The sequence below is a fragment of the Nitrospira sp. Kam-Ns4a genome (assembly GCF_965152595.1).
On sequence record NZ_OZ224218.1, the window covers coordinates 730,562 to 753,571 of the forward strand.

Genomic DNA, 23,010 nt, shown 5'->3' on the forward strand with positions numbered 1-23,010 from the left:
CCTTGGGCCTGAAAGTCAATCACTTAGGGCCACAGCCTCATCCCGGTCTGGACCGGTCGGGCCCGCGCCGCCGCAGCATCGGCCTGGAAACAGGCTCGCCCCGAGCCCCTCCTGCCGAGGGACCGGGGCGAGCCGCATCCGACCGGTCTATGCCCTTATTTCACGGGAAGATGGCTGGCGGCGCCCATGAAGAAGAGCATCGGGATCGAGAGCATGAAATTGATCCGCGAGGCGTAGAGCGCCTTCTTGGCGAGGGCGGCCATCTCGGGCGGCGTCGGCTTCCCGCTCTCCGCGGCTTCCTTGGTCATGCGGATGATCTCTTTCTGGCAGGGCCAGATGATCGCGTGCACGTTGATCATCATGACGATGCCCAGCAGACCGCCAAGCCAGATGGCCTTGTCGCCCGTCCCCGCCAGGGTCGGATGGAGCATGAAGATCAACACCAATCCGGCCAGCACCGTCACCGTCGCGCCATGCCGGAACCAGGCGAGCGCGACCGGCATGAGCCGCGGGATGACCACGCCCTTCTGCCCCGCATCCAGGGACTTGAGGAAGCCCGCGTTGATCAGGTTGAAGAAATACAGGAGGCCAATCCAGGTGATCCCCGCCAGAAAGTGCGTCCATCGGAACAGTTGTTCCACCCAGGCGCCGCCCTCCGGCATCCCCGCGATCGCCACCCACAGTCCGGCCAAGACCACGGTCAGGCCGAATCCCGCCCCCATCGTCTTGTATGGGTCTTCGAGGAACGTCATCGCTTCACCACCCCTAGGTTAACTGCTGACGGGGAACTCTCTAACGCAGTCGGACCGGAATGTCAAGGGCGCAGCCCGCGCAAACGGGGCGGCGGAACGCGGCGACGGGAGCGATCTGTGGTGGGTACGTACGGCTGTCAGTGACCGAGCAGCCGGTCCACCACCGCGCACAGCTCCCGCACGGCTGCAGCCGAGGTCTGGAGGGCCGCCCGCTCCGCGTGAGTCAGCTCGTACTCGACGATGGCCTCGACCCCACCGCGGCCGAGCCGCACGGGGACACCGACGAACAGCCCCTGGATGCCGTATTCCCCGTCGCAGCGGGCGGCGCAGGGCAGGATCTTCTTCTGGTCCTTGAGGATGGCCTCCACCATCTCGACGACGGCCGCCGAGGGCGCGTAGAAGGCGCTCCCCATCTTGAGCAGGCTGACGATCTCCGCCCCACCGTCCCGGGTCCGCTGGACGAGCGCCTCCAGGCGCTCCTTCGGCAGCCACTCGCTCACGGGCCGGCCCGCGACCGTCGTGTACCGGATCAACGGCACCATCGTGTCGCCGTGCCCGCCCAGGACCATCGCCGCGACGTCGTCGCCGGCCACGTTCAACTCCGCGGCGATAAAGCTCCGCAGCCGCGCCGCGTCCAGCACGCCGGCCATGCCCATGACCCGGGCTTTGGGGAACCCGCTCACCCGGTGCGCCACATAGGTCATCGCGTCCAGAGGGTTCGTGACGAGCATCAGGATCGCCTCCGGCGACTGGGCTGCCGCTTGACGAACGACGTCCTGCACGATGCGCGCGTTGGTCTCCAACAACTGGTCGCGGCTCATCCCCGGCTTGCGGGCCACCCCGGAGGTGACGACGACCACGGCGGAACCGGCCGTTTCCTCATAGCTGTTGCTGCCCACGATGGCAGCGTGGTACCCGCAGATCGGGCCGGCCTGGGCGAGGTCCAAGGCTTTGCCCTGCGGCAACCCCTCGACGACGTCCACCAGCACCACGTCGTAGCAGTTCCGCTCCACCAGCCGCTGCGCGACCGCCCCCCCGACGTTCCCGGCCCCCACCACCGTGACCTTCGGTCGTCCCATTGCTTCTCCCTATGGAGCGAGTAGACAACAGCAAACAGCGGGCAGCTCTGAGCTATTCGCGTCAGCTATTGCTGTGCGCTGGTTTCGTGCTCCGTCCAGCCGCCCACCTTGAAGTTGATCGTGCAGACAAAGTTCTCGCCGTCGTAGAAGTTGACCTTGATCTTCTTCTTGCCGTACGTCCTGGCCAGGAACTCCTCCGGATGGTCAATCAGCTCCTGGTAGGTGCCGGGCGGATAGCTCCCCAGCTCGTTGAACGCGACGATCATGCCGGTTTTCACTTCCTCCAGCACCTTGGCCGTGCACCGGGGGAAGATCTCCCAAAACTTGGCATCAATCTCCTCCTTCGTGGGCTCCCGGCGCTCCTCGCCCGGCACCGAGGCTGTCCGCGCGAACTTCGCCTGCCGGCGCACGTAGGGATACTGGTGCCCGGTGAAGAGCTTGTAGAGCCAAGGGGGCACGGTGCGCTCAGTCATCGCAAATAGCCGCCACCTGCTAGCATAGAGCAAGAAGCAAACCCGCGCGCTCCTTTTCCGAATCCGAAGGTGCTCGCCGTTCGCCGCTGGCTTCTAGCTGCGAGTCAGGCGTTGGTACATACGTGGCAGCCGCTCGGGGAGCGCGGCCGCGCGGTCTATGATCAGGAACCGCACCTCGCCGTACATGCGGCGCAAGTAGCCGTCGGCCTCGCGGTCCACCGTGATGCAGAAGGGCTCCACCCCCTGCATCCGCGCCTCCCGCAGGGCCATCTTCGTGTCCTCCAACGAGTACTCGTCCGCATACCCGTCGTCAAGGGGCCGCCCGTCGCTCAGGAGCACGAGCAGGCGGAGGCGGGCGCGCCGCCCGAGCAGCTTGCGCGTCACGTGGCGGATGGCCGCGCCGTCCCGGTTCTGCTGGAGCGGGGCCGCGGCGCCGATCCGGGCGCCCGCGATCCCGCGGCCCCGCTCGTCGAAGTCCTTGAGCACCAGAAAGTCCACCTGGCGGCGGCCCCGGCCCGAATAGCCGTAGACCGCGTATTGGTCGCCGACGGCCTCCAGCGCCTCGCAGAGTAGCACGAGCCCTTCCTTCTCCACGTCAATGACCCGGCACCCGTCCGGCTCGATCCGGCGGCTGGTCGAGCCGCTCAGATCCACGAGGAAGGCTGCAGCGACTTCCCGCTCCCGCTTCTCGCGGCGGACGTAGATCCGGTCCGCGGCATCGGCCCCGGCTGCGCGGTCCGCCCGGCGCGCTACGGCCGCGTCCAGGTCGAGGTCGTCGCCGTCCGCCTGGCCGCGCACTCGGCGCAGCCCCGGCGGGCGCAGCGACTCGAAGTACCGGCGCAGGAGCCGCACCGCAGGGCCATGGGCGGCCAGCGTCTCGGCCGCGAACCCGGCGTCGCCGGCGGGCGCCGCCCGTTCCACGACCCGACACCAGGCGGAGCGGTAGTCCCGAATGAGCCCGTCCCATTCCTCGTACAGAAAGACCCGCCCGTCCGCCGGCCCCGTGTCCTGCCGCTCCCGGCGGTCCTCTGCGACCTGTAAGATCTGCTCGACCGCCGATGGGGGGCTGGCGCCGGCGGCGCCGCCGACCTCCTGACCGTGACGGGTGCCGCCTGTCAGCGCACCGCCCGCGGCCCCGGCGCCCGCCAGGCCCGGCTCGTCCTGGGCGCTCTCACCTGCTTGCCCGCTCGCGCCAGCCTGGGCGTCATCGAGCGCCTCGCGGGCACCGATCAGCTCCGGACGCATCTCCCCGCGGTAGGCCCAGTTGGTGACCGGCCGGTAGGTCGTCGCCATCGGCTCAGACGCCTGGGGCCCGGCGCCCACGTCTGACTCCGTGGCCGTCCCGCTAGCGGCTCCTTCGATGCCGGACGCAGATGGGAGCAGCTCGTCCAGCAGCCCGTAGATCCGGTCTGCGATCCTGACAGCGTCCTCGGCGGTGGCCCCGGGGGCGAAGACGCGCTGAGCGACCGTCCAGGCCCGTTCCACCACGTCGGCGATCGCCTCGGGAATCCGGATCGCGTCAGGCTCGGCGGTCGTGCGCAGGAGCAGCGCATCCACCACCAGCTCGCGGACCGACATGCCGTGCCGCAGCGTGCGGGTCGTCACTGCGTCCCGCGCGAGCGCCGCGAGGTCTCGGCTGAGACCGGGATAGTCCTGGCGCAGCCGGTGCTCGACCCGCGCGTCTTCGAGCACAGTCCACAGGTCCCGGATCACGCCGGGTTGCGGATAGAGCCGGAACAGGTCGTCCAGATGCCGGACGGCGAGAGCAGACTGAAGGGCGGAGGCGGAGCGGCGCCGCACGGCCTCGATCAGGTCGGCCAGCCGCGCGAGCGAGAGATCATAGGTTCCGAACTCCAAGTGTCCCGCCTCGTGGGCCACCATGACGAGGTACAGCCGGACGTTCTCCTCCCGCGTCGGATAGCGGCGCAGGATCGCCGGCAGCGCGATCGTGCGCCCATCCGGGCTCACCGCCGGCCGCGCTGGCTTCTGCTCCGGCTCCACCGGCTCCGGCAGCGAGCGGATCGTCACGTCTCGGCCGCACAGGGCCTGGACAAAGAGCGTGAGCGACCGGGCGACCTGCCGGAGCGGCACGCCGCTCAACGCCTGCTCGACCGACGCCAGCGCGCGCCGGGTCTCCAGGGCGAAATAGGCCCGGGCCCCTTCGGCACTGTACTCCAGCACCTCCATCCCACCCTTGAACCAGGTCTCGAAGGCGGCCGCGGCGCCCGCCGCGCTCCCCAGGAGGCCGAGGATCTCCGGGCACCGGCGCAGGTAGTCTAGCGCCGCGCCGGCGTCCTTTTCCGCCACCAGGGCGCCATACCGAATCGCCCGAAGCCGCCACTCTTCGCTCGGGATCCGCCGGACGAGGGCTGGCACCTCGGCCAGCCAGGCGATCGCCGCGGCGGGCTCGTGGTCGGCCAGCAGCGAGCCGACGTCAAGGACGGCTTGGCGCAGGGCCGCGCCCTCCAGCTCGCCGAGGATGGCCGGGCTCGTCCGGAAGAACTCCAGGGTGCCGATATAGTCGGGCTTCCCGAGGCTGTTCCTCGTGATCAGCTTCATGCCGAACCCGACCCAGGCCCGGACCTGATCCAACGGGATCACGCGCGCCGCGGCGGGGCTCTGTTTGAAAAACTCGATGCCGAGCACGTAATCCCACCGGGCGAGCTCGACCCCGACCTCGACCCAGGGCTTCAGCTCGGCCCCCGATAGCACCCGGAGCAGGTCGGGCGCCTGGCGGAAGCACTCGAGCGCGACGTTGGCGTCGTGCTCCGCTAGCTCGAGCGCCAGGGCCAGGGCAGTCCGGCGCGCGGGCGGCGGCGCGATCAGGGCCAGCCCTGCGGGGCTTTCCTTGAAATACCTGAGCGCCGCCGCGCCGGAGGAGCCGGCCAGCGCCACGCCCAGATCCAACCACGGGACGACCACGTCCAGCCCGCCGTGCCGCGCTAGCTCCGGGAGGGCGGCGAGAGCCGCCCCGGCAGCCTTGGGCGACGCCTCGGCGAGTTCATCGAGCAACGCCAGCACGGCGGCGAGCGCCTGGGGCCCCGCGGCCCGCGCCAGCTCGGCCGTCAGCGCGGCCGCCTCGGCCCGACCGAGCGAGCTGGCAAGACGGGCGGTCAACTGTTCATCCGGCGTCATACCTTTTCCCCGCGCCCTGCCCTTGAGGTTCCGGATTCTATAGGGAGCCATCTCCGCTTGTAAACGTCGAAATGGCCCCGCCTCTTGACTGGCAGATCCCGCCGAAGCCAGGGCCCCAATGGCGATCGGTCTGCAGGGGATGGTAAGATACGCGCCGCCGGACGGTCCGGAACCAAGGCCACCGCACTGACCAGAGAGAAAGGACCACAGGATGGGCGCTCCGTCGCAACAGAGCCTGGACCGGATGTGGAAATTTGTGACAGGGTTCGCCGAGAAGAGCGGGACGACCTTCCATCCCAACAAGGCGGTGACCGAGGCCGTGGTGCATGGGCTCGCCGCACACGTGGACGAGCTGGGCAAGCCGCTCTGTCCGTGCAACTTCTACCCGGACAAGCAGGCCGAGGCCAAGCTGCGCCGGTGGATCTGCGCCTGTGACGAGATGCAGATCTATAAGTACTGCCACTGCCTCCTGTTCGTGCGCGAGGATGGGCTGCCGATCACCGAATATCTCCCCGCGGACCACGAGGGGCGCCAGGTCTACGGGCTCGTCCGCGACCCGACGCCGGACAAGGGCCGCGCGCTCCGGCACCGGGCCTCCGCGCCGCCGGCGGCGAGCCCCGAGGAGGCCGCGGCCGGCCCGCCCGAGGCGTCGGCTCCGCCTTGAGCCGGCCCCCTCGCCGCACCGCGGGCCGCGGGCCGCGCCGGCCGCTCTCCTTGCGATCGCCGGTACGGCGACCGTCGCGTTCGCCGCGGGCCTCATGGCCATGGCCGCGATTGATCCCTGCACGCTCCCCCTGGCCAGCGACCTGGCCCAGCAGCTCCGCGCCCATGTCCGCTACCTCGCCAGCCCGGAGCTGGCGGGTCGCAAGCCAGGCACGCCGGGGAACCGCGCCGCCGCGGCGTACCTGGCCGCTCGCTTCCGCGAGCTGGCCCTGCAGCCGCTCCCTTCGCTCGGGGGGTACGGCCAGCGGATCTCCGAGGCGCTGGGGGACAACCTGATCGGCGTCCGTCCCGCAAGCGGCGCGGGCACTGGACGCTGGCTCCTCCTAGGCGCCCATTACGACCATTTGGGTGGGGCTTACCTCGGCGCGGACGACAACGCCTCGGCCGTCGCCATCCTGCTGGAGACCGCGCGGCTCCTGCCGCCGCTCTCGAACTATGCCCTCCTCTTCGTCGCCTTCAACACGGAGGAGCCGCCCTACATCCGCACCCCGCAAATGGGCTCGCAATACTTCGCCGACCACCTGCCGGTCGAGATCGGCTCGCTGGCCAACCTCCAGGCCGCGGTCATCATGGACCTCATGGGCGGCGCGCACTGGGAGCCCCTGCGGGACTCCGTCTTCGCGGCCGGTGCGGAGAAAAGCCCCGGGCTGTATCGGCGCGTGAGAGAGGCGGCACCGGCTAGAGGCAAGGAGCTAGAGGCTCGCGGAGGGCTTTCTCCCGCTAGCCCCGAGCCCCAAGCCCCGAGCCCCGGACAGCGGGGAAAGCGCGCAGACGCAGGCGAGCTTTCCGTACTGCCCGTCGGCATGCACCTGGTCGAGGCGGTTCCCCTCGTGGGGCCGGTGTCGTTCAGCGATTACGACGCCTTCCGGAACGCGGGCGTGCCGTTCCTGTTCCTCTCGGCGGGGCGGACGCCGCGCTACCACCGGCCGACCGACCTGCCCGACACGCTGCATTATGAACGGATGGCCGCGACGGTCCGGTGGCTGGTCGCGCTCTTCCAGCGGCTCGACCAGGACCGGGCACCCTACCGGTTCGAGCCGAACCGGATCGAGCTGGCCGACGAGGTGGCCACGCTCCGCCCACTCGTGGCGCTCGCCGCGCGCTGGGAGACGCGCATTCCTGGCACCTCGCCGCTCTCGCTCCTGAAGCTGAAGTGGGACCACGAGTGGCTGCAGACGTTTGACCCCGCCGAGCCGACGGCCGCGGACCTCACGCGGCTGGAGCGGCTCTCCATCCGGATGCAGTGCCTGCTCGCGGATTTCCCGGGGTGCTTTCTGCTCTAGGCGCCGGCCCGCAGAAACTCTTGAAGCGGTTTGCCGGCCAGCTTGCGCGTCACGAGCTCGACATCAATCATGAGGAGGTCCGGTATCGAGCCAGCCGGCGCTCGAGCTCTAGGAACCGGCGGTGGTCCTGATACCGCTTGAACGCGGAGAGCCGGAGCCGTTGGACTCCCTCGGATCTCCGTAGCGCAGACGACAGGACTCCAGCATCGTCTTGAGGAACAGGGGGTCCGCGACGAATCCCATGCCGGCGGGCGAGCGCTTCCAGATCGGCTCGGCTTGGCGCCACGTCCTGCACGCGACTTCTCCCCCTCCCCGGCTAGAGCCGCTGGCGCATCGCGCCGCATCGGGGCAGATCCTGCGAGACCGAGCGTAGTCCCCTACGGCCCCTGACGCAAGCGGTCAGGAAGCGCCTGTGCGAGGCGGCCGCAAGGACGGGACCGGCCGGGCGCCGCCAAAGCTCGTGCGACTTCATCAACGCGGAAGCGAGGGAAGGCCCGCTGGCGCCCGTCCCGGGTCGCCAGCCGCACCCCGTCGCGCCGCGGCCGCACCATTCCGATGCGAACGGCCGGCACGCCCGCCCGGACCAGACGGTGCAGGATGGCTGGCGCCCGCCGCGGGTCCGCGCAGATGAGCAGGGCCCCGGAGGCAAGGGCGCCGAGCGGGTTGAGCCCGAACGCGGCGCAGAGCGCCGCCCCCTCCGGCAGCACGGGAATGGCGCGTTCCTCCACCAGCAGCCCCACCCCGGCCGCCTCAGCCAGCTCGTAGAGCGCCGCGCTCAATCCGCCCTCGGTGGGATCGTGGAGGGCGTGCACGCCGCCCGCAGCGAGAGCAAGCCGGGCGTCGCGGACGATGCTGATGCCCGGGTCGGTCAGGTAGCGCCGGCAGCGCGCGACGAAGCGCGCCGAGTGGAGTCGCCGCAGCGCAGCGGCGCGCTCTCGCGCCAGCACGGACACGGCCTCGATCGGAATGCCCTTGGTGAGCAGGAGCACGTCGCCGACACGGGCGCCGGCGGCGGTGATCAAGCGCCCCTTGGGACAGTCGCCGAGCAACGCGCCGGCGATCACCGGCCGCGTGACCGCGTCGGTGACTTCCGTGTGGCCGCCGCAGAGCGCAACGCCGAGCGCGCGGCAGGATCGGCTGAGCTGGCGGAAGATCCGCGACACCGTGCCGGCGCGCGTCGCGCGGGCCGGAAGGAGCACCGTTGCCAGCAGCCAGCGCGGGCGCGCACCCAAGCAGGCCAGGTCGTTCGCATTGATCGTCAGCAGGTAGGCAGCGGCATCCTCGGCGAGGAACGTGATCGGATCGGTTTTGGCGACCAGGTACCGGTCACCGAGGTCAATCGCCGCCGCATCCAGGCCGATTCCCGGCCCGACGGCTACGGCCGCCCGCCGGGTGGTTCCTCGCCGGACGGCAGTCAACAGGGAGCGGAGCAGACGCACGGGCAGCTTGCCGACCGGGAGGGAGGGACCCGCTGTCATCGAGGGGCCAGCCCGGCGTTCGGGAGCCGATCCAGAGCTTCGCGGACTCGGTGGGCGGACAGGCCACGGAGCAGGACGCGTTTCTCCCGCGCGGCCCGGCCCAACCGCACCTCGACGGCGCCCTTGGGGAGGCCGAAGCAGGCGGCGAGGTAGGCGCAGAGGGCCTCGTTGGCCGCCCCCTCAGCCGGCGGCGCGGCGACCCGAATCTTGAGCGCCGCCCCGTGCAGCCCGGCATATTCGGTCTTTGCCGCCTTCGGCTGCACATGGACGCTCAGCACGGCCCCTTCCGGGGTGTCGCGGATGAGGGGACTGGCATTAGTCATGGGTCCTGGTGACACGTTATTGGCCAGTTGTTTTTCCTGCGAGAGGGCAACGCCATCGGGTCTTCGAGGCGTGCCTGGGCTGAACGACTGACGAGCAACGAATAACGAGGCTCAAATCTTCCCCATCAGACCGACCCGAAGCTGGTAGAGCACCAGCCGGAGGCCGCCGATCGAATACAGGTATTTCAGGGAGATCAGCAACTTGAGCAAGGAGGCGAGCCGGCCGAAGAACCGCAGGCGGCCGATCACTGCCACGGCGGCGTCCGCCCCCAGCGCGATGACCACGCCGGTCGTGTGGGGGACGAAGGGGAAGCTCCAACGACCCGTGAGGTAGCCCGCGAGCCAGGCGGCCTCATTCAGCGCGAGCCGCGCCGAGGGGACGCAGGGCTGGCCGGTCTGCGGATGGAGCACGAGCGCGCAGTCGCCGATCGCGTACACGTCGGCCTGCCCCTCGGCCTGCAGGTAGCCGTTGACGCGGACGCGCCCCTGCGCGTCCAGCGACAGCCCCGAGTCGGCCAGCACCCCGGGCCCGCGCACCCCGCCGGCCCAGACCAGCAGCGCCACCGCCACTTCCTCCCCGGAGGCGAGCACGAGCCGATCCGGCTCCACGCGCACGATCGGAGTCCGGACCCGGATCCGCACGCCCTTCCGTGCCAGCACGGTGGCGGCATAGTCGGCGATCCGGGGATGGACCCCGGGCAGGATGCGGTCCTGCGCTTCCAGGAGCCACACCTGAATTGCGTCGGGCGGGAGCCGGTATTCGCGGCACCAGTGACCGGCCTCGTCAGCCAACTGCCCAGCGACTTCGACCCCCGTCATGCCCGCCCCGCCGACCGCGAGGATCAGGGGCTTGGGGCCACGGCCGTCCTTCGCATAGCGATAGACCGTCTCCTGCAGCCGGGCTTGGACGGCGTTGGCCTGCTGCATCGTCTGGATGCCAATGGCGTGCTGGCGGAGACCCGGGATGCGTGGGGCGGGCACGTCGAAATAGTCCACTTCGCCCCCCAGGGCGACCACCAGAACATCGTAGACCAGGGGGCCCAGGGTCGTGACGACCCTGCGGTCGGCGAGGGCGAAACCCGTGACTGCGGCCTGGCGGAACGCGATGCGCCGGCCGCCCAGGACCTTGTCCAGAGGAACCGTGACGAAGTCGGAGAGGACCGAGCCGGCGGCGACCTGGTGCATCTCGGTCACAAGCTGGTGGAGCGGGTACTGGTCCACCAGCATGACCTGCCCCTTCCACTGCCCGCGGCGCAGGCCGCGGTCCAGCTCCAGCGCCAGGCGAAGGCCACCGTACCCCGCTCCGAGGATCAGGACCCGCATAGTGTCGTCGGGGCGGAGCCCAGTGAGGCGGGCGCCGCAGCCCAGGCCAGGTTCGGGTTCAGCCCTTGACCCCCTGGAGGGCGTCCCGAAGCTCCTGGACCCGTTTGGCGAGCAGCTCTAGGTGCATGTCCCGCAGCGCCTGGTCCTCCCGGTTCTTCCAGAGACGGTGGAAGACGGTGCCGACCTCCCGCCGCAGCGTCACGGCCTTCGCGTAGGCGACCGTCTTGGCTTGCCTCTCCGTGACCTGGCAGCCAGCCTTCTTGAGGGCGTAGAGCTGATTGTGCAACCTATCGAGCCCGGCCTCGTAGTCGGACTTGCCCTGAAGCTCGGCTATCGTCCTCTCGATCATGGTCGTGAGATTGATCGCGGTCTCGACGCCGCTGGCCCCCCTCGCCTGCGCCAGGAACTCGCCCGCCTTCGGATGCATCAGGCTTCCGCACCCCGCCAGCATGAGCGTCATGAGCCCTATCGCTGCCAATCGTCCCGACCTCGTCATGTCGCCTCCTGATCCCGACTCACTCCTAGAAGTCGTTTCCAAAACCCTCCGTTCACCCTTCGACAGGCTCAGGGCGAACGGAGTGCCATGGAAACCATGCGCGTGTTCCGTTCGCGCTGCGCCGATGAAGCATGGCCCTGAGGTTTTGAAACGACTGCTCGCGGTCCGCAACCAGCCCCCAGGCACGCCTCGCCCGTCGCTCGTCACCCGAAAATTGCCCCGACCAGGTCCAGGATGCTCCGCTGCATGTCGGGATCGTCCGTGATCGGCCGCGCGACCGCCGCTTCGCAGGCGCGGGCCGGCGGCACGCCTTGCCGGATCAACTCGCCTGCGTAGATCAGCAGCCGGGTGCTGACGCCCTCCTCCAGCCCGTGGTTGCGGAGGTTCCGGACCTTCTCGCCGAGCTTGACCAGCCGCAACGCGGTGTCCTTGTCCACGCCCGCCTCGTGCTCGATCACCCGCGCCTCGATCTCGCGCGGCGGATAGCCAAACTCGATCGCCATGAACCGCTGTTTGGTGCTCTGCTTCAGGTCCTTGAGCACGCTCTGGTAGCCGGGGTTGTACGAGATCACGAGCATGAAGTCGTCCACCGCGGCGATGACCTGCCCCTTCTTCTCGATCGGGAGCAGGCGCCGGTCGTCGCTCAGCGGATGGATGATGACGGTCGTGTCCTTGCGCGCCTCGACGATCTCGTCAAGATAGACGATCGCGCCATGCTTGACGCCCAGGGTGAGCGGTCCGTCCACCCAGACCGTCTCGTCACCCTTGAGGAGATAGCGGCCGACCAGGTCGGAGGCGGTCAGGTCCTCGTGACAGGCCACGGTGATGAGGGGGCGGCCGAGGCGATAGGCCATGTGCTGGACGAACCGCGTCTTCCCGCAGCCGGTCGGCCCCTTCAACATGACCGGCATCTTGCTCCGCGCGGCGATCGTGAACAGGCCGATCTCGGCGCTCACCTCCTGATAGTAGGGCTCCTCCCGCACCCGGAAGCGTTCGATGTCCAGCTCCTGCCCCTTGACTGGCACGATGCGATCCTCCTGGTCCATCCCGGTCCTACCTTCGAGGCGCGATGCGCGGCATTATATGCCCCCGCGCACTCCTCTCACAAGGCGGAGGGTCCGCGTCACGGATCGCGGGGCCTGCTGAGGGTCTCGCGGACCCGTCGCGTCAGCGTCTCCGGCGTGAAGGGCTTCTGCAGGAAGTCCGCGCGCTCGCCCAGCACGCCGCAGCTCACATCGGCGTTGTCCGTATAGCCGGAGATGTACAGCACGCGCATCTCTGGATGGGCCGCGGCGAGCGTGGCGGCCACCTCCTTGCCGTTCATGCCCGGCATGACGACGTCGGTCAGCAGCAGATGGATCGGCTCGCGGGCCTCCGTCCCCAGGCGCACCGCCTCGCTGCCGTCGCGGGCTTCTAGCACTCGGTACCCCCGCGCGCGCAACACCCGGCTCACCATCGTCCGGATCATGTCCTCGTCCTCGGCCAGCAGGATGGTCTCGGAGCCCTGCTCCGCGCGGTCGCCGCCGTCGTCGCGCGTCGGCTCGACGGCGCCCCCCTCGTCCATCCGCGGGAGGTAGATCGTGAAGGTCGTGCCCGCCCCCGGCTCGCTCTCGACGACGATGTCGCCGTCGCTCTGCTTGACGATTCCATAGACGGTCGAGAGCCCCAGCCCCGTTCCCTTGCCGATCCCTTTCGTGGTGTAGAACGGTTCGAAGATGTGCGAGCGGACCACCGCGTCCATGCCGGTTCCCGTATCGCTGACGAGCAGGACGACGTAGGAGCCCGGTGGGAGATCCGGCCGTTGCGCGGAGGCACCCGAGAGATCGGCGTTGGCCGTTCGGATCGTGAGGCGGCCGCCCTGCGGCATCGCGTCCCGGGCGTTCACGACCAGGTTCATGACGACCTGTTCCATCTGCCCAGGGTCCGCCCTGATCTGCCCCAGGTCCGGCGCCAACTCGGTGACCAGCTCGATGTGCTCGCCGATCAGGCGCCGGAGCATCGGCTCCATGGCCGCCACGGTCCGGTTCAAGTTCATCGGCTTCGGCTGCAGGAGCTGCCGCCGGCTGAAGGCCAGCAGTTGCTGGGTGAGCCCGGCGGCGCGGTCGCTCGCCTTCCGAATCTCCTCGATGTCGGCGCGGAGGGAGGCGGGCATCTCGGGCCGCCGGAGCATGAGCTGGCAGTAGCCGGCAATCACCGTGAGCAGGTTGTTGAAATCGTGCGCGATGCCACGGGCGAGCTGCCCGACTGCCTCCATCTTCTGGGCCTGCCGGAACTGCTCTTCGAGCTGCTTGTGCCCGATGAACTGGCCGATCTTGCCGCCGATGTCGGCGAACAGGAGGAGGAGATCCTCGTCGGGCTGCCGGATCTCATGGCTGAAGAACTCGATGACGCCGAGGACCTGCCCCTGGAGGCGGATCGGGAACCCGAACGCTGCGTGCAGGCCGGCCCGGGCGGCGGCCGGCGCGCGGGGGAAGTTGCGATCCGTCACCACGTCCGGGATCCAGGCGGGCTCCCCGCTCGCCCAGACCCGCCCGGGCAACCCGATGCCGAGGCTGAAGGTCCGCTGTCGCGTGGCGGCCTCGAACTCCCCAACGTCGCGGGTCCGGGCACGCCAGAGGTCCACGCACCGGAGCACCTGGGCCGGCCGGTCCACGATCCAGATCACCCCGAGCTCCCAGTCCAGGCTCTCGCAGATCGCCTGCAGGATTCGTCCGCCCGCCTCCTTCATGGTCCGGGCTTCGGCGAGCACCTGCGTCGCGGCGTGCCGCGCGCGCAGCCGTCGCGCGCCCTCCCGCAGCGTCGCCTCGGCTTCCCGGGCGCGGGCGCTCTCTTGTTGGGCCTGCGCGTACTCGCGCCGCACCCGTCCCACGGCCCAGAGCAACAAGACGAACATCGGCCCCCAGATGAGCGCACCGACCAGCGTGAGCTTCAGGAGGACCGCACGGATCGGGGCCAGCACGTCGGCTTCGTCCATCCGCACGAGCACGCCCCAGCCCAAGCCCTCGAACTCCCCCAGGCCCTGCGTCCGGGCGTAGCCGGTCAGGACCGGCACGTGGCGGCGCAGGTGCGCTTCCAGGGTGTAGCCGGGCGCTCCCGCCTCGAGCAGGCGCGCCGAGGGTAGCCCGAGCCGCTTGAGATTCACGCCGCCCTTGTGCGCGAGGTCCGAATCCACAAAGGCCAGCCCGTCCCGGGTCAGGAACTGATATTCAATGGTTCCCAAAAAGCTCTCCCGCTCGCGGAAGGACCGGATCGTGCGCGTCACCATGCCCTCGATCGCCGGGAGCCCCACCCGGGTCATAACGACGCCGGCAAACTCCTCCTTCGGCCCCAGCAGTGTCGCCGTGAAGGCGACAGAGTCCATCCCGCCCACTAGCTCGTAGGGCTCGACGTCCCCCACCAGCACCACGGGCCCGGCGCGGGCGGCCTGAAACCAGGTCCGGCGACGGACGTCCATGCCTAGGGTCCCGGGATCCGTCGCGGCGATCACGCGGCCCCGCTCGTTCGCGACGCCTAACCAGAGATAGACGCCATAGGATTGCTTCATCCGCTGGAGGTACCGGGTCAGTTCCGAGGGATCCGGCCGCCGCCCGCTGAAGGCCTGCGCCATCATCCGCACATCGCCGTACCGTTCGAAGAGGAACCGGTCGAGCTTGTCTGCCACCTCGGCGGCGGCCAGGGAGAGGCTCTCGCCGGCCATCGCGACGAGGCGGGCCTCGACATAGTGGAGGGCCAGCACGCCGGCCCCCACCGCAACGACCGTCATGACGAGGATCAGCACCGTGAGCCAGGCGTAGGGCCTCCGGTGCGGGCGGGGCGCCGGCGAGGCCTTCATGGAGACGCCTCCGTGACGACGTAGCTCGAGACCAGGCAGACAGGACGGTAGGCGCGCTTTGACGCGGCGAGGCCGGGCAGCCCCGAGTCGTCCAGGCTGTTGATGAACTCGTACCCCGCCTCCGCCGCCTCGCGGCAGAACTCCCGGAAGAGGAACTGGGCCAGGCCCGGCAGGTTCCGGTCCGCCACCTCCAGCAGCACGCAGAAGACCGACGGCGACCGGCGATACCCGAACGTATAGGCCGCGACTGTTTCGCCCACGCGGACCACGCGCCCCACCAAGCCCAAGGCCTCCGCATGGAAGAGCGCCTCGTCATGGGCGAGCGCCGCGTCCTCCAACATCTGCCGGGCCATCGAGGGCAGCTCTCGCGCCGCCTGCTGCTCCGCCCACCGACGATAGAGCGCCAGGCAGGCCTCCCGGTCCTCGGGCCGGTAGGGCTCGTACTCGTACCGGTAGAGTCGCATGAAGCGGTTACAGGCCGCGCGCTGGGACTTGTACCGGTCGCCCGCGAGGCGCGCCAGGTTCCGGGCGCGGTAGAGGTACTCCGCGTCCTTAGGCACGACCCGATAGCCGGCCGCCTCGACGAGCGGGCGCAGCTCCTCCGGGACGTTCTCGATGCGGGTCACCGCGCGTGCCCCGTTCCGCTCCCGCATGAAGGCAAACACGTGGGCGAGCACCTCGCGGAACGACGAGCGGTCTCCCGCATCCCCGGCCGGCAGCGGCGGCAAGGGCATGAACCAGCCGTCCGGGGACTCCGCGAACAGGCAGAGATAGCCGGCACAGTCGGCCGCCGAGTAGGCCAACAGACGATGCCAGATGAAATGATAGGCGAAGCCATAGGCCCCGAGCGGGGTCGTGACCGCGGCCGTCGCCTGCTCGAACCGCGGGCGGTCCTGAAGGGTGAGGGATGAGGGATGAAGGGCGAAGGAGGCCTCTGAGACCGAGGACCGGTTGCTCAGCGAACGGCAAGGGGTGCCGCTGGCGCGCACCCGCTCGGTGAGCTGCGGCAGCGTGCGGACGATCACGACGTCGTCCTGGAACGGGCCGACCAGCCGGGGATGTCGCGCGACGGCGTCGAGCGTCTCCGCGTGCTCCAGCAATTCCGCGAGGCGCTCGGCCTGCGCCTCAAGATCGGGCTCCATGCCTCGCCCGCCCTGCCCCGAGCTTGCACGTTGCGCCATGAACGGACATTTTGTGTCCCACCCCAGGACCACCTGGTCCCCCGTGGCGCTCCACATCAGGGCGAAGGGATAGAGCTGGCAATCCAGCGGCCGGACCTCGTAGATGCGACAGTGCGAGGTAGCCGGGTCGAAGGCCGGACACAGGTACCCCTCGCCTGCAGGGTTGGGGACGACCCGGACCTGGCCCCCCTGGGGATCGGGAAACGAGGCAGGATCCACGCCGGCTGCGACCGCCCGGCGGATCTCCTCCGCGGTGAAATAGGGACGCAGAAAGCTGTCCGGCTCCGGGAACCGGCAACAGACCTCGCACCGGAGGCAAACCTGGCTGGGAACGATCTGAGGGAGCACCCGGAGTCGGGCAGGTTTCGGCGGACAGGCCTGCGCCTGAAAGTCCATAGGCGGAATCATACGCCCCGAGCCCCGATGAGGCAAGGCGCAGGCCCCCCGCCTCCCCCTAGTTCAAATTACCGAGCGCCCTTCAGTCCGGAAAGCGCGTCGGAAGAGCTCGCGGCGCTCCACGTTGTGCGCCCCCGCGCCGCTCTTGTCTGGACGCGAGGCGCCATGTTACGATCACCGCCGTTCTCGAGGGGAGCCGCATGCAGCCGACCGATCCGCTCCATCCCGCCGGACGATCTCATCGCGATCACCGTGCTGACCGCGCTCACCGTGCCTACCCCGACATCCAGAGGCAGCCGGACAGTCCCGGTCCGGCCGGTGCGGCCCCGGCCGGCGGTGCCCGGTGATGGGAGGGCCTTTGGCACTCGCACACGACCTTTCGAGTCCGGCCGCAGCCGAGGCGCGTCAGCGCCGCTGCGCCGAGATTCGAGCTCAACTGATCGGGGACGGCTTGTACGACGAGTCGCCGGAGGAGGGAGCCCCCTGCGCGCGACAGGCCGGAGATCAGCCCGGCATCACCACCCGCTGGCGCATTGCACCAGAGCCCTTCTTCCTGTCCCGAGGCGACGTCGCCTTTTTCGAGGACTTGGGCGGCCGCCTGCTGGCCTTTTACCGGGCCTTGAATCGCCTGTATGTCGAGAGCGTCCGAGGTGCGCAACCGGCCTGGGTCGCCGACTATCTCGACCAGGGCAAGCCGGACTCGCTCGTCTCGTTCGCGCGCATGAAACGGTTCCGCGACCAGCTCCCCGCGGTGATCCGGCCGGACATCATTCCCACCGAGCAGGGTATGGTCATCACCGAGCTGGACTCAGTCCCCGGGGGCATCGGCCTGACGGGGGCGCTGGCCGAGGCCTATGGGCAATGGGCGATGGGCAATGGGCGATGGGACGCGAGCAAAGCCCAACCCTCATCTTCCACCCCTCGCCCATCACCGGGCCCCATGGCTCCGAAGCATGCAATGGGTGCCCCCCTTCACCCTTTCGAACTGGTCGGCGGGGCCGACGGTATGGTCCGGGGCTTCGCGGCGATGCTGCGTCACCAGGTCGGCGACCGGCCTGGCTGCGTCGCCATCGTCGTGTCGGACGAGGCCAAGGGCTACCGCCCCGAGATGGCCTGGCTGGCGGGCCGCCTGCGCGAGCGGGGGCTCGACGCCTGGTGCGTCGAGCCGCGCGACATCCGATTCACCGAGGAGGCCCTGCTGCTGGCCGCCGCCGACGGTCGCGAGCGCCCCGTCGCGGTGGTGTACCGGTTCTTCGAGTTGTTCGATCTCAAGAACGTCCCCAAGGCGGAGCTGATCATGTACAGCGCCAAGAAAGAGCGGACGGTCGTCACCCCGCCCTTCAAGCCGGCGCTGGAGGAGAAGCTGGCCTTCGCCTTACTGCACCATCCAGTCCTCGCCCCCTTCTGGGCCGACGAGCTGGGGACGGAGACGTTCAAGATCCTGGCCGCCCTCATGCCCCGGACCTGGGTGCTCGATCCGCGCCCGATTCCACCGTCGGCGGTCGTGCCTGACCTGCGGGTCCGGGGACGCGCCGTGAACGACTGGCGCGCGCTCGCGGAGCTGACGCAGAAGGAACGTCGCTACGTCGTCAAGCCGTCCGGCTTCTCCGAGTTGGCCTGGGGGAGCCGGGGGGTGTCGGTCGGCCATGATCTCCCGCAGGCCGAGTGGGCTCGGGTGCTGGAAGCCGCGCTGGCTTCGTTCTCGACGACGCCCTACATCCTTCAGGAATTCCACAAGGGCCGGCAGTTTATGCTGGCGTACGGCGAGCCCGGCTCGGGGGAGATTGTCCCGATGGCGGGACGGGCGCGGCTCTCGCCCTACTACTTCGTCGCCGGCAACCGCGTGGAACTGGGCGGCATCCTGGCCACGGTGTGCTCGCTGGAGAAGAAGCTCATCCACGGCATGCGCGATGCGATCATGGTGCCCTGCGCGTTCGAGACACCCGTGATGGATGACGAGTGACTGGTGACACGCGTGGGAAAGAACACACAAACAACCCGTTTGGACGCGTCTCCGGGCCCCATGGCTCTGAAGCATGCCAGGGGTGCCCCGCCTCACGTGTTACCATGCCTGTGACGCTCTATCACGTGACCTGGTGCCCCGAGTGCGCCATCGTGCGGGAGAAGCTGAAGGAGCTGGGCGTCCCGTACGAAGAAGTCCTAGTCCCGGACTTCCGGCCGTTTCGCCAGCAGGTCTATGAGGTGTCGGGACAATACTTCGTGCCGGTGCTCAAGGACGGCGACCGGGTTTTGACCGAGACACGGGACATCCTCGAGTATCTCGACGCGCACTACGGGAACAGCGAACCGCACACAGCCGAGAGCGAATAGCGCCGCGCGGCGCGCTGGTGGCCGTTCACTACTTGCTGGAGCGCCCATGGAGGAATGGAGACGGATCCTGGCCGAGAGTGTGGTGAAACCGAAGGACCTGGCCGATCGGCTCGGCGTGGACGAGAAGGAGATTGAGGAGGTCGTCGGCGAGTATCCGATGCGCATCACGCCCACGGTGCTGGGGATGATCAAAGAGCGGGGCGACGCCATCTGGAAGCAGGTGGTGCCCGATCCGGCCGAGATGGAGGACTTCGACGCCCCTGACGACCCGCTGGAAGAGGACACCATGAGCCCGGTGCCGCACCTGGTGCACCGGTATCCCGATCGGGTCCTGCTCATGGTGACCAACCAGTGCCCGATCTACTGCCGCTTCTGCACGCGCAAGCGCCTGGTCGGCAAACCCGGGTTCCTCAAGAAGGGCGAGCTGGATCGGGCCATCGCCTACTTGCGCGAGCACCAGGAAGTGCGCGACGTCGTCCTCTCGGGTGGTGATCCGCTGCTGCTGCCGGACCACCTGCTGGAGCGCGTGCTCAAGGCCCTCCGGACGATCCCCCATCTGGAGATCATCCGGATCGGCTCGCGGGTGCCGGGGACGTTGCCCCAGCGGATCACGCCGCGGCTCTGCGCGATGCTCAAGAAGTACCACCCGATCTACATGAACCTGCATTTCAACCATCCCGACGAGCTGACCCCGGAGGTCAAGGAGGCCTGCGGCCGGCTCGCGGACGCGGGCGTGCCGCTCGGCGCCCAGACCGTCCTGCTGAAAGGCGTCAACGACGACCCGGAGGTAATGAAGCGGTTGGTCCATCAGCTCCTGCTCGCGCGGGTCAAGCCTTACTACCTGTACCAGGCGGACCTGACCAAGGGCACCAACCACTTCCGCACGACCGTGGAAACCGGGCTCGCCATCATCCGCGCCCTCCAGGGGCACACGAGCGGCATGGGAGTCCCGCACTTCGTCATTGACGCACCCGGCGGCGGCGGGAAGATTCCGCTCCTGCCCCAGGAGTACCTGGTCAGCCTGGATCAGGACGGCGTGGTCCTCCGCAACTACGAGAACCAAACCTTTCACTATCCGCAGCCGCCCTCGTCCGGAGGGCCGACGGGCCTGCGCGAGCTGCCAATGGTCGCCGCCCAATCCCGGTTCGGCGACTGCTGCGAGGGAGCGCTGGACGACCTGTGAGCCGCGGCCGGGACCGGCAGGGGATCCTGCCCTACCAGCGCCTGAAGCAGCTCATCGCCACGGGCGTGATCCGCGCGGAAGCGCCGATCGAGCCGCGCCAGATCCAGCCCGCGAGCCTTGATCTCCGGCTGGGCACCAAGGCCTACCGGCTGCTCAGCAGCTTTCTGCCCGAGCAGTCCGAGATCCGTAGCCGGCTCGACCCTTCGACCGGCTCAGGACAGGACGTGCTGGACTTCTACCAGTCCGACCTCGTCATGTACGAGATGGACCTGAGGGGCGGCGCGATCCTGGAGCGCGGGCACGTGTACCTGGTGCCGCTGCTCGAGAGCCTGCGTCTGCCGAGGATGTTGCGTGCCCGGGCGAACCCGAAGAGCACGACCGGGCGGCTCGACGTCTTCACGCGGGTCATCACGGACCTGAACGCAGGCTTCGACGAGATCCATGCCGGTTACACCGGCCCGCTGTACCTGGAGGTCGTCCCACGCTCGTTCACGATCAAGGTCCAGACGGGCATGTCGCTGAACCAGATCCGCCTGATCCGGGGCTCTCCCACAGTGGCGGACGTGGATCTGCGGGCCGTGCACCGCCGGACGCCGTTGCTCTACCACAACCAGCCGGGGGGCAAGCCCGTGGCGGAGGCTGCGCTCCGCACGGACCGCGGCCTCTTCCTGCGCATCGACCTTCAGGGCGCGGACCGGGCCGCCGATCCGATCGTCGGCTACCGGGCCAAGAAGAACAGCCACGTCATTGACCTCTCCAAGATCGGCTACTATGCCGCCCTGGACTTCTGGGAACCGATCCGCCGCCATCGCAACGGCAGTCTCCTGCTCGAGCCGGAAGAGTTCTACATCCTGGCTTCCAAGGAGCGCATCCGGGTCCCACCCGGGTTCGCCGCCGAGATGGTGGCCTACGAGGCGGCCTGCGGGGAGTTGCGTACCCACTACGCGGGCTTCTTCGACCCCGGCTTCGGCTACGGGCACGGCGAGCTGAAGGGCACGCAGGTGGTGCTCGAGGTGCGGCCGCACGACGTGCCCTTCCTGATCTACGACGGACAGACTTTCTTTAAGGTTGTCTATGATAGGATGGTGGAGCCCCCCACCCAGGTCTACGGAGCCTCCCTGGGGTCTTCCTATCAGCGACAGGGGCTGACGCTGAGCAAGCACTTCAAAGCCTGACCCGAGCAGGACTCATGGACGAGCCGAGGCAGCAGGACCGGACCGAGGCGCCGGAGGGGACCGAGGCGCCGCTGCGGCCACCGCCGCACGCCCCGAGCGAGGCCGAGCCCGACACGAGCGAGGAGCGGCAGCTCGCCACCGCCGAGAAGCTTATCGGCACGGCGATGATGTTTATCGGCTTTCTGAACGTGCTGCTCTCGATCAGTGGGGGCTTCGAGATCAACGTGTTCCCACTGATCCTGTACTTCGCGGGTCTGGCCATCTGGGCCCATTCGGCGATCCGGAACCCCTCGGTCCGTTACGGGGTCATCACGGTCGCGATCGTCCTGGCCCTCGGGTTCTTCCACTACGGGGAAGTCCACTTCTGGCACAAGCAGGCCATCTTCTGGGCGACGGTCCTGATGGTCAGCTTCTTCATGTTCAAGAGCGCCGCGAGCAAATAGCACCGCCCATGCGCGTCTCCGTCGTCGTTCCGGCGCTGAACGAGGAGCGGGTCCTGGCCGACACGCTTCGGCGCGCGCTCTCGCTCGGCTTCGACGAGGTGATCGTGGTGGACGGCGGGAGCCGCGACGGGACGCGCGCCGTGGCCGAATCGGCGCTCGCCGGCGCGCCCGGCAGATGAACGCAGGGGCCGCGGCGAGCAGCGGCGACGTGCTCCTGTTCCTCCACGCCGACACCCGGCTGCCCGACGACGCACGCGGGGCGATCGAGCAGGCCTTGCGCGACCCCGCCTGCGTCGGGGGCCGCTTCGACGTGCGTTTCGATCGGGATTGCGGGGCGGCCTGGCTCGTGAGCCACCTGATGAATCTGCGCTCCCGCTGGACCGGGATCGCCACGGGCGACCAGGCCATCTTCGTCCGTCGGGAGGTCTTCGAGCGGCTCGGCGGCTTCGCGGACGTGCCGCTCATGGAGGACGTGGACTTCTCGCGGCGGTTGAAGCGGGCCGGCCGCCTGGTGCCGCTCCGGTCCACGGTCGTCACGTCCTTCCGCCGATGGGAGGCCTGCGGCCCCGTCCGGACGATCCTCCTGATGTGGCTGCTGCGCTTCCTCTACTGGCTGGGCGTGAGCCCGCACCGCCTGCAGCACCTCTATGGTCACGTGCGATGAACGCTGCTCTGGTCATCTTCGCCAAGGCCCCGGTGCCCGGCCAGGTCAAGACGCGCCTCTGCCCGCCGTTGACGCCGGACGAGGCCGCGAGCCTCCATGGCAGCCTCGTGCTGGACGCGCTGGAGCGCGCCCGGGCGGCGGCCCGGATGGACCGGTTCGTCGCCTGCGCCCCGACGTCCAACCATGTCTTCTTCAAAATCCTGGAGGAACGCTACAGCGTCCGCCTGCTCGACCAGGTCGGCGAGGACCTCGGCACCCGGATGCGCCGAATCTTCGACCTCCTCTTCGCTCGGAGCTACGGGCGGGTCGTGCTGACGGGCACCGACGTGCCGCGGCTCCCGGCCTCCGCCTATGAGCACGCGCGCGGCCTGCTGGGCTCGCATGAGCTGGTGCTAGGCCCCGCCGTGGACGGCGGGTACTATCTCATCGGCCTGAGCCGGCCCGCACCGGACCTGTTCGCGGGCATCCCCTGGTCCACCGATCAGGTGCTCGCGTGCACGCAGCAGAAGGCCCGGGCGCTCGGGCTCAAGACGGCCCTCTTGCCGCCCTGCCGCGATCTGGATACGATCGAAGACCTGAGGGCCGTGATTCGGGAGTGCGGGCTCGACCGGAAGGGCACGAGTGGCAAGCCGGCCGCCGGGGTTCCGGACCTCTCCAAGCGGACGGCCGGGGTGTTACGGTTGCTGGCTGAGCGGCTGCCCGCCCGGACGGACCAACCGGACGGCTGAACACTTATGACC

General features: G+C 69.2%; 21 protein-coding genes. 10 read left to right on the forward strand and 11 right to left on the reverse strand.

Annotated elements, in window-relative coordinates; all coding sequences use genetic code 11:
- Nucleotides 1-155: 155 nt before the first annotated feature.
- From ACWHYQ_RS03620 to ACWHYQ_RS03635, 4 genes are all read right to left on the reverse strand, one after another.
- A complete protein-coding gene (locus ACWHYQ_RS03620) occupies nucleotides 156-752 on the reverse strand; it encodes a urate hydroxylase PuuD (protein WP_447974382.1) in 597 nt (198 codons plus the stop codon).
- Nucleotides 753-889: 137 nt separating this feature from the next.
- Complete coding sequence (mdh, locus tag ACWHYQ_RS03625) at nucleotides 890-1,831, reverse strand: malate dehydrogenase (protein ID WP_447974383.1); 942 nt, start codon at nucleotides 1,829-1,831, stop codon at nucleotides 890-892.
- 65 nt (nucleotides 1,832-1,896) lie between these two features.
- On the reverse strand, nucleotides 1,897-2,304 hold the full coding sequence (locus ACWHYQ_RS03630; RefSeq protein ID WP_447974384.1) for a hypothetical protein: 408 nt from the start codon (nucleotides 2,302-2,304) through the stop codon (nucleotides 1,897-1,899).
- Between the two features lie 93 nt (nucleotides 2,305-2,397).
- The gene (locus ACWHYQ_RS03635) at nucleotides 2,398-5,439 is read right to left on the reverse strand and encodes a VWA domain-containing protein (protein ID WP_447974385.1); all 3,042 of its coding nucleotides are present in this window, start codon (nucleotides 5,437-5,439) and stop codon (nucleotides 2,398-2,400) included.
- A 211-nt stretch (nucleotides 5,440-5,650) separates the two neighbouring features.
- Here ACWHYQ_RS03635 and ACWHYQ_RS03640 point away from each other — a divergent pair, with 211 nt between their 5' ends.
- Entirely contained in the window at nucleotides 5,651-6,103 is a 453-nt protein-coding gene (locus ACWHYQ_RS03640; protein WP_447974386.1) for a ferredoxin-thioredoxin reductase catalytic domain-containing protein, read from the forward strand.
- A gap of 94 nt (nucleotides 6,104-6,197) precedes the next feature.
- A complete protein-coding gene (locus ACWHYQ_RS03645) occupies nucleotides 6,198-7,445 on the forward strand; it encodes a M28 family metallopeptidase (RefSeq protein WP_447974387.1) in 1,248 nt (415 codons plus the stop codon).
- A 377-nt stretch (nucleotides 7,446-7,822) separates the two neighbouring features.
- On the opposite strand, the gene ACWHYQ_RS03650 is transcribed toward ACWHYQ_RS03645, so the two are convergent.
- The 7 genes from ACWHYQ_RS03650 to ACWHYQ_RS03680 all read right to left on the reverse strand — a co-directional run bounded on the left by ACWHYQ_RS03650 (nucleotide 7,823) and on the right by ACWHYQ_RS03680 (nucleotide 16,474).
- A complete protein-coding gene (locus ACWHYQ_RS03650) occupies nucleotides 7,823-8,923 on the reverse strand; it encodes an AIR synthase-related protein (protein WP_447974388.1) in 1,101 nt (366 codons plus the stop codon).
- Complete coding sequence (locus tag ACWHYQ_RS03655) at nucleotides 8,920-9,246, reverse strand: DUF167 domain-containing protein (protein WP_447974389.1); 327 nt, start codon at nucleotides 9,244-9,246, stop codon at nucleotides 8,920-8,922. Before ACWHYQ_RS03655 ends, ACWHYQ_RS03650 begins: the two co-directional genes overlap by 4 nt.
- Nucleotides 9,247-9,357: 111 nt before the next feature.
- Complete coding sequence (locus ACWHYQ_RS03660; RefSeq protein WP_447974390.1) at nucleotides 9,358-10,569, reverse strand: NAD(P)/FAD-dependent oxidoreductase; 1,212 nt, start codon at nucleotides 10,567-10,569, stop codon at nucleotides 9,358-9,360.
- 58 nt (nucleotides 10,570-10,627) lie between these two features.
- Nucleotides 10,628-11,065, reverse strand: a complete 438-nt coding sequence (locus tag ACWHYQ_RS03665; RefSeq protein ID WP_447974391.1) for a hypothetical protein — start codon at nucleotides 11,063-11,065, stop codon at nucleotides 10,628-10,630.
- 203 nt (nucleotides 11,066-11,268) lie between these two features.
- Nucleotides 11,269-12,111, reverse strand: coding sequence for an AAA family ATPase (locus tag ACWHYQ_RS03670; protein WP_447974392.1), 843 nt, complete (start codon nucleotides 12,109-12,111; stop codon nucleotides 11,269-11,271).
- Between the two features lie 77 nt (nucleotides 12,112-12,188).
- A complete protein-coding gene (locus tag ACWHYQ_RS03675) occupies nucleotides 12,189-14,897 on the reverse strand; it encodes an ATP-binding protein (RefSeq protein ID WP_447974393.1) in 2,709 nt (902 codons plus the stop codon).
- Nucleotides 14,894-16,474 (reverse strand): phosphatidylglycerol lysyltransferase domain-containing protein, encoded by a 1,581-nt coding sequence (locus tag ACWHYQ_RS03680; RefSeq protein ID WP_447974394.1) that lies wholly within the window; start codon nucleotides 16,472-16,474, stop codon nucleotides 14,894-14,896. The genes ACWHYQ_RS03675 and ACWHYQ_RS03680 overlap by 4 nt, the downstream gene beginning before the upstream one ends.
- 358 nt (nucleotides 16,475-16,832) lie before the next feature.
- On the opposite strand from ACWHYQ_RS03680, the gene ACWHYQ_RS03685 reads away from it, so the two are divergent.
- The 8 genes from ACWHYQ_RS03685 to ACWHYQ_RS03720 all read left to right on the forward strand — a co-directional run bounded on the left by ACWHYQ_RS03685 (nucleotide 16,833) and on the right by ACWHYQ_RS03720 (nucleotide 22,998).
- Nucleotides 16,833-18,437: a hypothetical protein gene (locus ACWHYQ_RS03685; RefSeq protein WP_447974395.1), complete on the forward strand. Its 1,605-nt coding sequence runs from the start codon at nucleotides 16,833-16,835 to the stop codon at nucleotides 18,435-18,437.
- Nucleotides 18,438-18,541: 104 nt separating this feature from the next.
- Entirely contained in the window at nucleotides 18,542-18,805 is a 264-nt protein-coding gene (locus ACWHYQ_RS03690; protein WP_447974396.1) for a glutathione S-transferase N-terminal domain-containing protein, read from the forward strand.
- Nucleotides 18,806-18,851: 46 nt separating this feature from the next.
- The gene (locus tag ACWHYQ_RS03695; RefSeq protein ID WP_447974397.1) at nucleotides 18,852-19,988 is read left to right on the forward strand and encodes a KamA family radical SAM protein; all 1,137 of its coding nucleotides are present in this window, start codon (nucleotides 18,852-18,854) and stop codon (nucleotides 19,986-19,988) included.
- Nucleotides 19,985-21,163, forward strand: a complete 1,179-nt coding sequence (locus tag ACWHYQ_RS03700; RefSeq protein ID WP_447974398.1) for a 2'-deoxycytidine 5'-triphosphate deaminase — start codon at nucleotides 19,985-19,987, stop codon at nucleotides 21,161-21,163. The genes ACWHYQ_RS03695 and ACWHYQ_RS03700 overlap by 4 nt, the downstream gene beginning before the upstream one ends.
- Nucleotides 21,164-21,177: 14 nt before the next feature.
- Nucleotides 21,178-21,606, forward strand: coding sequence for a hypothetical protein (locus ACWHYQ_RS03705; protein WP_447974399.1), 429 nt, complete (start codon nucleotides 21,178-21,180; stop codon nucleotides 21,604-21,606).
- A gap of 8 nt (nucleotides 21,607-21,614) precedes the next feature.
- Nucleotides 21,615-21,785: a glycosyltransferase gene (locus ACWHYQ_RS03710; RefSeq protein WP_447974400.1), complete on the forward strand. Its 171-nt coding sequence runs from the start codon at nucleotides 21,615-21,617 to the stop codon at nucleotides 21,783-21,785.
- On the forward strand, nucleotides 21,782-22,270 hold the full coding sequence (locus ACWHYQ_RS03715; RefSeq protein WP_447974401.1) for a TIGR04283 family arsenosugar biosynthesis glycosyltransferase: 489 nt from the start codon (nucleotides 21,782-21,784) through the stop codon (nucleotides 22,268-22,270). The genes ACWHYQ_RS03710 and ACWHYQ_RS03715 overlap by 4 nt, the downstream gene beginning before the upstream one ends.
- A complete protein-coding gene (locus ACWHYQ_RS03720; RefSeq protein WP_447974402.1) occupies nucleotides 22,267-22,998 on the forward strand; it encodes a TIGR04282 family arsenosugar biosynthesis glycosyltransferase in 732 nt (243 codons plus the stop codon). The genes ACWHYQ_RS03715 and ACWHYQ_RS03720 overlap by 4 nt, the downstream gene beginning before the upstream one ends.
- Nucleotides 22,999-23,010 lie beyond the last annotated feature (12 nt).